Raw genomic sequence first — 12,370 nt, 5'->3', positions numbered from 1 at the left:
CTCCCCGGCCACCCCCGGGCTACCCCCGGGAACCCGCCATTGAATCGAGCGGATGTTCGAATCCAGGGGTAGGCTGGTCCCATGCACGCACTCCAGGGCTCCCTCTTCGACCAGACCGACGAGATCCGGCTCGAGCCGCTCTCACCGGTACGGAGGACCCTGCTCGGAGCCGGCGCGTGGGTCGACCACCTGCCCGGATGGCTGACCGGCGCCGACGCCCTGTTCGAACACCTCGCCGCCGAGGTGCCCTGGCGGGCCGAGCGGCGCCGGATGTACGACCGCGAGGTGGAGGTGCCCCGGCTGCTGGCCTCCTACCGGGAGGGCGACACGCTCCCGCACCCCGTGCTCACCGAGGCCCGCGCCGCGCTCGGCCGCCACTACGCCGCCGAACTCGGCGAACCCTTCGCCACCGCCGGGCTCTGCCTCTACCGCGACGGCCGAGACAGCGTCGCCTGGCACGGCGACCGCACCGGCCGCTCCGCCGCCGAGGACACCCTGGTCGCGATCCTCTCCGTCGGCGACCCCCGCGACCTCCTCCTGCGCCCGCGCGACGGCGGCCCCACCCTGCTGCGGCTGCCGCTGGGCCACGGCGACCTCGTGGTGATGGGCGGCTCCTGCCAGCGCACCATGGACCACGCCGTCCCCAAGGCCCAGCGGGCCGTCGGCCCCCGGATCAGCGTCCAGTTCCGCACCCGCGGCGTAATGTGAGGCCATGCGCAGCGGGAGCCGTCTCCGAGCCTGGTGCACCGCGCTCCCGCCCGCCGCGGGCGGAGCGGTCATGGCCGCCGGCATCCTGTCCGTCGGCCTGGAGCTGACCGGCCGCACCCGCCTCTCGCTCGCCGCGCTGGCCGTCGCCGGCGCGCTGTGGCTCGTACTGGCCGCGGACTTCGCCGCCCGGCTCGTCGGCGACCGGGGCCGCTTCCGGGCCGAGGCGGACACCCCGGCCGCCCTCACCGCCGTCGCGGCCACCACCGTGCTCGGCGCCCGGCTCTCCCAACTCGGCCGGCAGCACGAGGCCGCCGCCCTGCTGGCGCTGGCCGCCCTGCTCTGGCCGGGGCTCCTCCTCTCCGTCGTACGGCACTGGCGGCGTCGCATGCCCGGCGCCGCCTTCCTCGTCTGCGTCGCCACCCAGGGCCTCGCCGTCCTCTCGGCCGCCCTGGCCGCCGCCCGGCACCTCGACTGGCTCGCCCGGGCCGCGCTGGCCTGCTTCTGCCTGGGCCTGCTGCTGTACGCCCTCGCCCTGACCCGCTTCGACTTCCACGAGGTCGTCAGCGGCGCGGGCGACCACTGGGTCGCGGGCGGGGCCCTGTCCATCACGGCCCTCGCCGGAGCGAAACTCACCGCCTCACCCGTATGGACCGGCCCGGCGCACACGGCCCTGCGCACCGCCACCCTGGCGGCCCTCGGCGTCTCCCTGGCCTGGTACGCCGTCCTGCTCGCCGCCGAGCTCCGCAGCCCCCGCCCCCGCTACGACATCCGCCGCTGGTCCACCGTCTTCCCCCTCGGCATGACCGCCACCGCCTGCCTCACCGCCGCCCCCGCCACCGCCACCCCGTGGCTGCGTCCCCTCGGCGAGGTCCTGCTGTGGATCGCGGTCGCCGCCTGCGCCCTGACCTGCCTGGCCTTCGCCCGCACCCACCGACCGGGCCGTTAGCCGGCGGTAGGGGGTGTCGCTGGCGGCGGGGCGGGGCGGCTCAGTAGGGTCCCGGCCATGGCCTACACGTTCCAGGTGACCGTCGACTCCCCCCATCCGCACGCGCTCGCCGACTGGTGGGCCGACGCCCTGGGCTGGGAAGTGGAGCCCACGGACGAGAGGTTCATCCGCGGCATGATCGAGGCCGGTCACGCCACCGAGGAGGACACCACCACCCACCGCGGCACGCTCGTCTGGAAGGCCGGCGCCGCGATCCGCCACCCCGGAGGACTCGAGCGGGCACCCCGGGTGCTGTTCCAGTTCGTACTGGATGCCAAGACGGTGAAGAACCGCATCCACCTGGACGTCCGCACCGGCGAGGACGACCCGCAGGCCCTGGTCGACCGCCTCGTCGCCAAGGGCGCCACCCACCTCCACGAAGGCCACCAGGGCCCCTTCACCTGGACCACCCTCGCCGACCCGCAGGGCAACGAACTCTGCGTCTCCCACTAGCCGGCCCTACCGGACGGCGTACGCGCTCACCGCCCCGCTCTTCCCCCTCCTGCGCCGGATCGTGCCGAACCTGATCACCACCACCGAGGCCATCGGCCGGGCGATGACCACGGTCGCCACCCCGGGATCCGAGGTCACCACCCGGGTCCTGCGCCCCCAGGACATCAACCGCCTCGGCCGGTGACCAGCCGTAATTGATTACCGGGCCGCTCCTCCCGCACGTGAGAATGAGCCATCTCGAACCGGGAGGAACCCATGAGCCAGGACCACCTGACTCTGCACGGCCTGCTGCCCGCGCAGGAGCTGGCGCAAGCCATCGACGCCGGGCACGTGACCCGCAAGCAGCACCCCGAACTGCCGCTGTCCATCTACACGTACACGCGCACCGCGCAGTACGAGCAGGTCTGGAACCGGGTCACCACGCTCTGTCGCGGCCTCGTCGCCGACGACGACACCGGCGCCGTCGTCGCGCTGCCCCTGCCGAAGTTCTTCAACGTCGGCGAGCACACGGCCGGCCGGCCCTACGCGCCCGCCCTGCCCGACGAGACGTTCGAGGTGTACGACAAGGTCGACGGCAGCCTCGCCGTGGTCTTCCACTACGCGGACCGGTGGCGGGTCGCCTCCAAGGGCTCCTTCATCAGCGCGCAGGCCACCTGGGCGCAGCGCCGGCTCGACACCCGGGACACCGCGGCCCTCGTGCCCGGCGTGACCTACCTCGCGGAGATCCTGTACCCGCAGAACCGGATCGTCGTCGACTACGGCGAGCGCCGGGACCTCGTCCTGCTCGCCGCCTTCGGCCGGGACGGCGCCGAGGTGCCGCTCGCCGAGGCCGCCGGCCACTGGCAGGGCGTCGGCTCCGTCGTCAAGGTGTGGCCCGCCATGCCGCTCGCCGAACTCCTCGCGCTCGCCGAGTCCAACACCCTGCCCGGGGGCGGGTCCGCGACCGGCACCGACGCCGAGGGCTTCGTCCTGCGCTTCGCCTCCGGCGTCCGCGCGAAGGCCAAGCTGTCGGAGTACGTACGCCTCCACAAGCTGCTGACCGGGGTCAACGAGCGGGACATCTGGCGCGGCCACGGCATCCAGCGCTTCGGGGGACTGCCCGTCAACCAGCTCGCCCAGGGCCTGAACTGCACGGTCGCGGACATCGAGGCGGCCGGCGGCAAGCCGCTCGACGCGCTCCTGGAACAGGTCCCGGACGAGTTCGACGCCTGGGTGCGCGAGGTGATCGCCCGCCTGGAGGCGGCTGCCGCCGAGCGCGAACGGGCCATCGACGAGGCCTTCGAGGGGCTCGCGCACCTGGCCGGGGACCGGGGCGCCTTCGCGCGCGCCGCGAAGGAGATCCGCGACGGCCGGATCCGCGCGGCCGTGTTCCTGCGGCTGGACGGCCGCTCGACCGAGCTCGTCACCTGGCGGGCCGTACGGCCGGAGACGGCCGACCCCTACACCACCGACGAGGAGAACTGAACGTGTCCGAAGAGCCCGAACTCCCCGTGGTCCACGTCATGACGGGGTTGCCGGCCTCGGGCAAGACGACCGCCGCGCGCGCCCTCCAGGCCGAGGCCGCCGGGCGCGTGCGCCGGGTCAACCTCGACGACCTGCGTGCCATGCTGGACCTGCCCGACCCCGAGCGGGGCCGGTCGTACCGGCACGAGCAGACCGTGCTCGCCGTCCAGGACGCGGCGGTCCGCGCGGCCGTCGAGGACGGCTTCGACGTGGTCGTCGACAACACCCACCTGACCTCGCACATCCCCAAGCGGCTCAAGGCGGCGGTCGCCGGGCTCGCCACCTTCGTCGTGCACGACTTCACCGACGTGCCCGTCGAGGAGTGCCTGCGCCGCGACGCCGCGCGGGAGCGGCCGGTGGGCGAGGAGGTCATCCGGATACTCGCCGACAAGCACGCCAAGGCGAAGAAGGGCGGCTGGCGGCTCACGGCGGAGTGGCTCAACGACCAGCCGGCCGTGCGGCCCTACGTCGCCGACCCGGCGCTGCCGTCCGCCGTGATGTGCGACATCGACGGCACGCTCGCCCTCACCGGGGACCGCGGCCCGTACGACTTCTCGCGCTGCGAACTCGACCTGCTGAACGAGCCCGTGCGGTACGCGCTGGACGCCTTCCGGCGCGCGGACGGGGACGCGATCGTGCTGCTGTCGGGGCGCAGCGAGGAGCACCGCGAGCAGACGGAGTCCTGGCTGCGGCGCCACGAGGTGCCGTACGACGAGCTGTGGATGCGGGCGGCGGGCGACACCCGCCGCGACGACGTGGTCAAGGCCGAGCTCTTCGACGCGCACGTGCGCGAGCGCTACGCGGTGCGGGTGTCGCTCGACGACCGGGACCGGGTGGTCGCCGTGTGGCGCCGGATGGGCCTGCCCACCTGGCAGGTCAACTACGGGGCCTTCTGACACGGCGCGGTCGGCACGGCATGACACGGCACCGGGCGTACGGGGGCGGGGGCGCGAGGCCTCGTCTCCGTACGCCCGGGGGGCGGCCCATGAGGGTCAGTGGCGGCACCACTTCACCGGGGTGATGTCCTTGACGTAGCGGGCGGAGACCCAGGCCCGCTTGTACGGGTACCCCCGGCCGTTCGCGCGGTCGTCGTCGTCCACGCGCTTGTCGTCGTCCTTGTGCTCCAGCAGGTACCAGAGGTCGTTCCCGTCGACCCGCTCGCCGTGCTTCTTGCACACGAGCGAGAGCTTCTGGTACGGGTGCACCTTGCCCAGGACCTTCGAGTGGGTGGTGGGCTTGCTGCGGATCTTCAGCGGGCCCTGCGAGACGACCTTGCCCAGGGCGTACTTGGGCTTGGGGTACACGCCCGGCTCTCCGTCCTCGTCGTCGCCCCGGGACTCGTCGTCGTCGTACTCGGACTCGTCGTCGTAGCCGTCCTCGTCGTCGAGCACAGCCTCCTGCCCGGGCCCGTCGTCCACCGGACCCGCGTCCGCGACGGCGACGCCCGCACCGAACAGGCCGAGCACCATGCTGCCGGCGGCAAGAGCGAGGATGGTCCTGGTGGGCTTCAGCATGAGCCGCTCCTCCACGAAGGCTTCCGCCCGGCCGCAGGGCGCGGCTCGGGGCGGCAGCCTGGCGGCTGCCACGGACGACTATGACGAGAGGGCGGCGGGAGTCCCGGCCGACGCACCGCACATTAGCCCGATATGCCCAATATTGGTAAGGGTGCCGAGGGGCTGCGGATGCGGGCGGCGGGGACCGGCACCACAGTGGGGTCCATCCCGTGATCTTCGCAGGGAATCCCGGCCTTCAGGCCGGGCGGGAATGCGATCCCTGGCCCGGAGGCGCGAAGCGCCGGAGTTCTCTGCGTCTCCGTCGTGACGGTCAGGTGGGTCGCTTCTGGTTCTCGATGTACTCCCGGACGATGCTCAGGGGAGCGCCACCGCATGAGCCCGCGAAGTATGAGGGAGCCCAGAAGACGGACCCCATGCCGATGCGGTTGATCCGGCCGGTGTACTCGGCCCGCAGGTAGCGGGAGCTGACGCCCTTCAAGCTGTTGACCAGCTTGGACAGGGCGACCTTCGGGGGGTAGTGCACGAGTAGGTGCACGTGATCGCCCTCGCCGTTGAACTCCCTCAGCTCGGCCTCGAACTTCCCGCACACGTCCCGCATGACCGCCTCGCAGCGGGTCAGCATGTCGTCGTTGAAGACCTCGCACCGGTACTTGGTGACGAACACCAAGTGAGCGTGGAGGTTGTAGATGACATGGTTTCCCCGGCGAATGTCCGGGTCTGGTTCCCAGCGTGGTGACATCCGCCAAGTGTATTATGGTCAAGCGAAGTTAACCGGAAGGGGGTGGGCCGGGTGATCCGTGCATACAAGTTCCTCATGCGGCCCACCGTGGGCCAGGATGCCGTGCTGCGGGGGATGCTCGCCGACCACTGTTCGCTCTACAACGGGGCGTTGCAGGAGCGCCGGGATGCTTACCGGCACGTGTCGAAGACGAGCGTCAAGTACGGGCAGCAGTCCGCGCAGCTCAAGGAGATCCGGGCGTTAGATCCAGAGCGTCAGGGCCGGTGGTCGTTCTCCAGCCAGCAGGCGACGTTGCGCCGTCTCGACAAGGCGTTCGCCGCGTTCTTCCGGCGGGTCAAGGCAGGCGAGACGCCCGGCTACCCGCGCTTTCGCGGGGTGAGCTGGTTCGACACGGTGGACTTCCCCAGGGACGGCGACGGCTGCCGCTGGGATTCCACCCCGCACGACCCCGTGACCCGCGTCCGCTTACAGGGTGTCGGGCACGTCAAGGTCAACCAGCACCGGCCGGTGGCCGGCAGGGTCAAGACCGTGTCCGTCAAGCGCGAGGGCAAGCGCTGGTACGTCATCCTCACCGCCGAGCAGACCGCCACCGAGCCGCTGCCCAAGACGGAGAGCGTGGTCGGCATCGACATGGGCATCGTCAACTTCCTCGCCGACTCCAACGGCGGGTTCGTGCCCAACCCCCGCCACGGCCGGAAGGCCGCCGCGAAGCTCGAAGCCGCACAGCAGGCCCTCGCCCGGTTCCCGCGTGTGCGTCGCGACAAGCGCACCTCCAACCACCAGCGGGCCGTCACCAGGGTCGCCGACCTCCACCGCAAGGTCCGCCGTCAGCGACTCGACCACGCGCACAAGACCGCTCTCGACCTCGTGCGGGAACACGACTTCATCGCGCACGAAGACCTCAAGATCCGCAACATGGCCAAGGCCCCGGCTCCGAAGCCGGACCCCGGCCAGCCGGGCAGCTTCCTGCCCAACGGGGCCGCCGCGATGGCCGGACTCAACCACTCGATCAACGATGCCGGATGGGGGGTGTTCCTGACGATCCTGCACGCCAAGGCTGAAAGCGCCGGACGGGAAGTGATCGCCGTGGACCCCCGCAACACCTCCCGCACCTGCCCCGAATGCGGGCACGTAGCCAAGGAGAACCGGCCCACACAGGAGAAGTTCCACTGCGTCGCCTGCGGCCACACCGCGCACGCCGACACAGTGGGCGCACTCAACGTTCTACGGGCCGGGCTGGTCCGTCGCGACGCCAAACCGGCATAGCGAGAAGCCCCCTCATTTATGAGGGGGAGGAGTCACGGGTATCGAAGACTACGGCGGGGGCCCCGGCGCCCAGCAGACCGGCGTCCTGGTCGTGACCACCAACGACGTCCCCGGCTACCCAGCGATCCCGGCCCAAGCTCGGAAAACGCGCGCTAGGTGTGGCTCCGTTTTTGGGTGGCCGACCCTTGGCCCGGCAACGCCAACGTGGCCGCTGACCCGGTCGCCCCCGTCGTGTACGAGGGACGGGCGCCCCGCGTGCCGTCTCACCTCAAGCCGATCGGCCGTGAGGTCTGGCGGGCTGTGTGGTCCGCCGGTAGCGGGGCCTACTCGCCCGACACGGACCGGCTCATCATCCAGCGGTACGCGGAGCTGCACGACAGGCGCGCCGCCCTTCTCGCTGCCGTTGAGGCCGACGGGCTCATGACCGTGGGGTCTACCGGTCAGCTCGCTGTGCATCCCGCCATGCGCTACGTCGAGTCGACGGAGCGTGAACTCCGCGCCATCGAAACCGTCATTGACTTCCACCCTGAGGCGCGCATGCGGCTGGGCATTGTCGCGGCTGAGGCCCGACGGGTGGCCGCCGGACCTGAGGACTTCTAGCTGCGGGGCGGGGGCGTGCATGGACGGCATTGACCCGCTCATTGCCCGGCGCATTCCCGCCGGCGCCCCGCGCGGGGCGCCGGCTGCCGCATGACAGAAGCCCCATCAGGACATTGCGACTGTCCTGATGGGGCTTTGCCGAGTGCAGTCTCTCAGACGCCCTGTTCCTTGGCGAAGCCTACGAAGGCGGCCCACGCATCTGCCGAAGAGGTCAGCCGACCCTTGCTGTGGTCCTTCGTGTCCCGTACATAGACAGTAGGAGCGGTGCGGGCAACTTCGACGCAGTTGTCATTGGTTCCGCCGCTATAGCTGGACTTGCACCAGTGCAGGTCAGATGCGCTCACTGCCATACTCCTCGATTGCCTTGCGGATCAGGTGAATTGACCGCGTTGCCGAGAGGGCGCAGCTAAGTACGCGATCGTAGAGAACAGAGTAGGCCGTAGCGTCTTCACCTTGGAACATGCGCCCTGTGGTGATGCCCTCTGTGTATGCGTACTGGACACCGCTGCGCATCGTGAGGACAGACAGGGAACCCGGCAGCACGGCGGGCACCGTGTCTCCGAACGCCAGCACCCGAACTTCCACTCTGGAGCGCTCGCATAGCTTCATCAGGTGCTCCAGTTGCCCAACCATCACGGCTCTGCTGCCGACGAAGCGGCGCAGCGCCGCTTCGTCAAGAACCACTAGGAGCCAGGGAGTGCCGGCAGCGTCGAGTATTGCTTGACGCTCCATACGCAAATCAGCCACAGCCTGGGGATCATTGCCCGTGACGATCTCACCAGACTCGGCGAGGGCCAGCGCGTAGTCTCGGGTCTGCGTGAGACCCGGTACCACCTGCGAGTACTCCTGAATCTTTACTGCACGCTTCTGATGGTTCAAAAATTCCTCAGCGTAGGACTCGAACGTCTGGACGCTCAGCAGAGGCCAAAGCTCCGTGAGCTGGTCCCCTGCGCCAAGGGCCCGATCGAGGTTCCTCGCGAGCGCCTCCGACGGGCTTGCCTTGCCCCGCTCCACCTTGTTGATCAGTGTCTCTGAGACGAACACGCGAGTCGCCAGCTCAGCCACTGACCAACCCTTGGCGTCGCGGAAGGCGCGAACTTTGGCGCCCAAGAGTCCGGCAGGTGTAGACCTGTCCAAATCCATTCGTGGGCGTCCTCGCGGCATCGGATCCCCTATTTTCTGCGCAGTTGGAAGCGTCAAGAAGAAACTCTGTTCAGGCTAGCCAGTGATGACCAAGCTCGTACCCAAGACGAGTAACCCCCACGGCGAAGGGTGCGAAATGGTGCGGGAGTGGGTTGACCCCCGGTTACGGACAGAGAGGCCAACTACGTGCTTCGCGGGCTCTCGGCGGAGCTGAAGGCTAACGGGCTGCCGGCCCACAAGCTGAGCCACCACGCGTGGCGAGAGCAGTTCACTGGTGACGACGAGTACCACATCGAGTACAGCCTCACGGGCCTCAACGCGGAGGAGGCGGGACGTCTCGCTCACCTCCTCGCCAAGGGCCGCCAGGCGTGAGTTCGTTTACCGCTCAGGGCTGAGGTGTCCGCGATGACGTTAGGGCGTTACGTGTGCGATGGCCGCCTCAGCTTGGAGCCGGCAAAGCTGCTGAGGATGCTCGGTCCGCTCGGAAGTCGTGAAGAGCGGCGAGCGCTCCTGAGGGTCCACACCCTTCGGTGCACCCTCGAAGCGCACGACGGCCCTCATGCGGATCTCGTCTACGACGACACGCAGGAGCCGCCTCTTTGGACGCGCTGGTACGACGACGGCCGTCCGTACGTCGTTATGCCCTTGCCGGACTGCGGAAGTTCTGACGTTGAGCCCCCGCTCGGTACCGGTGATGGCTGCACCCTCTACGCCTGCCATCCAGGGGGTCACTCCTGGGAAATCACGGACCCGGAGCAACAGCTCTGGGATGCCATTGTCCCTGTCCTGGACGAACTTCTGCGGCGATTCATTTAAGACTCCCGCCCCGCCTGCCAGCCTTGATTCGCGGCCGCGTTGGCGGGGGTGGGTCCAGCCATCAAGAGAAAGGGCACCATGACCACGCTGCTTGTAGCCCCGCTCCCGCAGCCTGCGACGGGTATTGAGTCGCTGGAGCTGGAGATCACCGGCAAGTGCCAGCTCGCCTGTACGCACTGTCTGTCTATGTCCAGCCCGCAGGCATCGCACGGTGCCATGACCCCCGAGAACTGGCGGGCGGTCGTCATCGACGCTGCGGCACTCGGTATCCGCACCATCCAGCTCATTGGGGGCGAGCCGACCGTTCACCCGCACTGGCGTGAGTTCACCGAGCTGGGGGTCTCCCTCGGTCTGCACGTCGAGGTCTACTCGAACCTTTTCCACGTCGCGCCCGACTAGTGGGACCTGTTCGAACGGGACGGCGTGACCCTGGGGACCAGCTACTACAGCGACGTTCCCGAGCAGCACGACAAGATCACCGGCCGTGAAGGCAGCTACGTCCGTACCCGGGCCAATATCCGCGAGGCAGTGCGCCGTGGGATCCCCCTCCGTGTCGGCATCGTGGACATCCTGCCCAGACAGCGCGTCGCCGAGGGCCGCGCGGAGCTGGAATTCATTGGCGTGAAGCACATCAACACCGACCGCGTACGCGCGGTCGGTCGCGCGGCGCTGCCGGGCCAGAAGCCGACGCTGGACGAGATGTGCGGTCGCTGCACGCGGGGACGGGCCGCCATCCTGCCGAACGGCGACCTCGCCGGCTGCGTGCTCTCCCGTGACTTCCCGGCGGGCAACGTACGGGAAACCCGGCTCGCCGAACTCCTCGGGGGCAAGGCGTGGACCGAACTCGCCGCGAGCATCCCGCCCCTTCGTGCGGACGCCTGTCCGCCGAACGACAGCGGGGACTGCGACCCGGCCAGCCAGACGGCGTGTGACCCCGCGTACGACTGACAGCTGAGAGGCTCCGCAGTATGGAATGGGAGACAAGAGCAGAGGCCCTTGCGAACCAGGTGACGGACCCGGACTCGGGGTGGCGCGCCCCTGTGGCTCGTACTGCCCGTCACGAACTGGTCCCGCGATGGTGGGAAAGGGACACGGCTGGCCGATGGGTCCTCCGCGACGGACCGACCGACCCCGATGTCTGGCAGGATGCCGCTTACGCCGACCGGTCGTTGGTGACGCGGGTCGGCACGCTGCACGCCGATCACGCCGACCCCGGCAACGAACCCGAGGGACTGCCCACTTCGTCCGCCACGCTGCCGAGCTTGGTCGTGCGGATGATGCGTCACGGCCGGCTCAGGAACGGGCTGCCCATGCTTGATCTCGGGACGGGAGCGGGCGGGCTCACCGCGTACGCGTGTCGCCGGCTTGGTCACGGGAACGTGACGAGCATGGATGTAGACCGGTACCTAGTCCAAGTTGCCGGGGAACGACTGGCGAACGCAGGACACCACCCGAAGATGGTGGCCGGAGATGCCACCGACCACGTTCCGGGCCGGTACGAGCGCATCGTGTCGACGGTCGGACTCCCCGCTGGCCCGGGGCTCCGGCCGGTCATCGACGCACTCGTGCCCGGCGGTCGCATCGCGACAACTCTCGGGCGCACGTGCCTCATCATCACCGGGTGGAAGCACGCCAACGGCGAAGTAGTCGGCACGGTCGCAAGGGACATGGCGGGCTTCATGCTCACTCGGTCCGGCGACGACTACCCGCCCGGTCTGGCCGAGTTGTTCGGCGTCGCTGGTAAGGCGGAGGGAGAGGAACGCGGCACGGGCCGCTATCCGGTCGTGGACGTGGCGAACGCATGGGAGTTGCGGTCCATGCTGGAAGTCACGACTCCGGGCGTGGAATCCGCATTCGAGACCAGCGGCCGGACCCGCATCGCCTATCTGGCCCACGCGGATGGGTCATGGGCGCGAGCTGTCGCCGAATGGACGGGCCCGCCCGAAGTTCACCAGGGAGGCCCCCGCCGGCTCTGGACCGAGCTGGAACGTGTGCGCAACCGGCTCAACACCGAGGGATCGCTGCCTTTGCTTGGCGCGCAAGTCCGCGTCACGCCCGATGGGGTGTGCCACCTGTCCCGGGGTCAATGGCGCGCCTCTATGGGTGCCTAGTGCTGTGACCGCATACGTTCACCGGCTTTGGTGTCGGTGGCTCGGTCGGGCCTGAGTACCCTCGGCTCGTGGAAGATCGCGAGCCGTGCAGCCGCACGGCCGCAGTGTCCCGCATCTTCGAGACTGTCGGGCGGTGCGGATAGGATCGTAGGTATGGGAATTGACTGGGAAAACATCCTCGGCACAAGCGGGAACGGCCTCGACGAGGCATACGACAGGGCGGTCTCCTCGGTCGTCTATAGCGAGACCCTGGAGGGCGACCATCGGCCACTCCCGGTCGGCGAAGAGTACGACGACACAGATGGCCTGCGCTGACCTGAGGGCGCACACAGAAACTGCCCGATGAGCCGGGGTTTTTGTTGGGCTTGGTCCGCTTTGACGGGCATTGGAGATCAGAGGCTTCTGCCCCGGAGTGAACCGGTGGTCAAGCGTGACATTGGCGACCTCGCCTCGCCGTGTCCGGATGAGCGCGCCACGGCTAGTGCTGTGACCGGGAAGGTTCGCCCGGGTTGCTCGTTGTGCTGGTGGGAAA

17 protein-coding genes are annotated in these 12,370 nt (G+C 69.4%); 13 read left to right on the top strand and 4 right to left on the bottom strand.

The genetic code is table 11. The features are described 5' to 3' along the window. Positions 1-81: 81 nt before the first annotated feature. The 6 genes from OOK34_RS30715 (at position 82) to OOK34_RS30690 (ending at position 4,545) form a co-directional block, all read left to right on the top strand. A complete protein-coding gene (locus OOK34_RS30715) occupies positions 82-708 on the top strand; it encodes an alpha-ketoglutarate-dependent dioxygenase AlkB (RefSeq protein WP_267037431.1) in 627 nt (208 codons plus the stop codon). A gap of 4 nt (positions 709-712) precedes the next feature. Continuing rightward, positions 713-1,654, top strand: coding sequence for a hypothetical protein (locus OOK34_RS30710; protein WP_267037430.1), 942 nt, complete (start codon positions 713-715; stop codon positions 1,652-1,654). Between the two features lie 57 nt (positions 1,655-1,711). Then, positions 1,712-2,146 (top strand): VOC family protein, encoded by a 435-nt coding sequence (locus tag OOK34_RS30705; RefSeq protein ID WP_267037429.1) that lies wholly within the window; start codon positions 1,712-1,714, stop codon positions 2,144-2,146. Between the two features lie 61 nt (positions 2,147-2,207). Further along, positions 2,208-2,330: a hypothetical protein gene (locus tag OOK34_RS30700; protein ID WP_267037428.1), complete on the top strand. Its 123-nt coding sequence runs from the start codon at positions 2,208-2,210 to the stop codon at positions 2,328-2,330. Positions 2,331-2,401: 71 nt separating this feature from the next. Further along, complete coding sequence (locus OOK34_RS30695) at positions 2,402-3,610, top strand: RNA ligase (protein WP_267037427.1); 1,209 nt, start codon at positions 2,402-2,404, stop codon at positions 3,608-3,610. A gap of 2 nt (positions 3,611-3,612) precedes the next feature. Further along, on the top strand, positions 3,613-4,545 hold the full coding sequence (locus OOK34_RS30690; protein ID WP_267037426.1) for an AAA family ATPase: 933 nt from the start codon (positions 3,613-3,615) through the stop codon (positions 4,543-4,545). A gap of 96 nt (positions 4,546-4,641) precedes the next feature. Here the strand turns inward: OOK34_RS30690 and OOK34_RS30685 are convergent, their stop codons facing one another. Together OOK34_RS30685 and tnpA are read right to left on the bottom strand one after the other, a co-directional pair. Beyond that, positions 4,642-5,163 (bottom strand): hypothetical protein, encoded by a 522-nt coding sequence (locus OOK34_RS30685; RefSeq protein ID WP_267037425.1) that lies wholly within the window; start codon positions 5,161-5,163, stop codon positions 4,642-4,644. A gap of 310 nt (positions 5,164-5,473) precedes the next feature. After that, positions 5,474-5,902 carry an IS200/IS605 family transposase gene (gene tnpA, locus OOK34_RS30680; RefSeq protein WP_267037424.1) on the bottom strand — a complete coding sequence of 143 codons (429 nt, stop codon included), beginning with the start codon at positions 5,900-5,902 and terminating at the stop codon, positions 5,474-5,476. Positions 5,903-5,953: 51 nt separating this feature from the next. Here tnpA and OOK34_RS30675 point away from each other — a divergent pair, with 51 nt between their 5' ends. Next, positions 5,954-7,168 (top strand): transposase, encoded by a 1,215-nt coding sequence (locus OOK34_RS30675; RefSeq protein ID WP_267037423.1) that lies wholly within the window; start codon positions 5,954-5,956, stop codon positions 7,166-7,168. A gap of 174 nt (positions 7,169-7,342) precedes the next feature. Beyond that, a complete protein-coding gene (locus OOK34_RS30670; protein WP_267037422.1) occupies positions 7,343-7,768 on the top strand; it encodes a phage terminase small subunit P27 family in 426 nt (141 codons plus the stop codon). Positions 7,769-7,920: 152 nt separating this feature from the next. Here OOK34_RS30670 and OOK34_RS30665 read toward each other — a convergent pair whose 3' ends face one another. Then, on the bottom strand, positions 7,921-8,118 hold the full coding sequence (locus tag OOK34_RS30665; protein ID WP_267037421.1) for a DUF397 domain-containing protein: 198 nt from the start codon (positions 8,116-8,118) through the stop codon (positions 7,921-7,923). Next, a complete protein-coding gene (locus tag OOK34_RS30660; RefSeq protein ID WP_267037420.1) occupies positions 8,099-8,911 on the bottom strand; it encodes a Scr1 family TA system antitoxin-like transcriptional regulator in 813 nt (270 codons plus the stop codon). The genes OOK34_RS30665 and OOK34_RS30660 overlap by 20 nt, the downstream gene beginning before the upstream one ends. 186 nt (positions 8,912-9,097) lie before the next feature. Here OOK34_RS30660 and OOK34_RS30655 point away from each other — a divergent pair, with 186 nt between their 5' ends. From OOK34_RS30655 to OOK34_RS30640, 5 genes are all read left to right on the top strand, one after another. Continuing rightward, positions 9,098-9,283: a hypothetical protein gene (locus tag OOK34_RS30655; RefSeq protein ID WP_267037419.1), complete on the top strand. Its 186-nt coding sequence runs from the start codon at positions 9,098-9,100 to the stop codon at positions 9,281-9,283. Positions 9,284-9,805: 522 nt separating this feature from the next. Then, entirely contained in the window at positions 9,806-10,126 is a 321-nt protein-coding gene (locus tag OOK34_RS35440; RefSeq protein WP_323183511.1) for a radical SAM protein, read from the top strand. Between the two features lie 24 nt (positions 10,127-10,150). Beyond that, complete coding sequence (locus tag OOK34_RS35435) at positions 10,151-10,675, top strand: SPASM domain-containing protein (RefSeq protein ID WP_323183510.1); 525 nt, start codon at positions 10,151-10,153, stop codon at positions 10,673-10,675. A 92-nt stretch (positions 10,676-10,767) separates the two neighbouring features. Then, entirely contained in the window at positions 10,768-11,838 is a 1,071-nt protein-coding gene (locus OOK34_RS30645) for a methyltransferase domain-containing protein (RefSeq protein ID WP_323183509.1), read from the top strand. A gap of 153 nt (positions 11,839-11,991) precedes the next feature. After that, positions 11,992-12,153, top strand: a complete 162-nt coding sequence (locus OOK34_RS30640) for a hypothetical protein (protein WP_267037417.1) — start codon at positions 11,992-11,994, stop codon at positions 12,151-12,153. The last annotated feature ends 217 nt before the right edge of the window (positions 12,154-12,370 follow it).

The organism is Streptomyces sp. NBC_00091 (assembly GCF_026343185.1).
In the GTDB taxonomy this organism is placed as follows: Bacteria; Actinomycetota; Actinomycetes; order Streptomycetales; family Streptomycetaceae; genus Streptomyces.
This window is presented reverse-complemented; position numbering and strand designations above follow the sequence as displayed.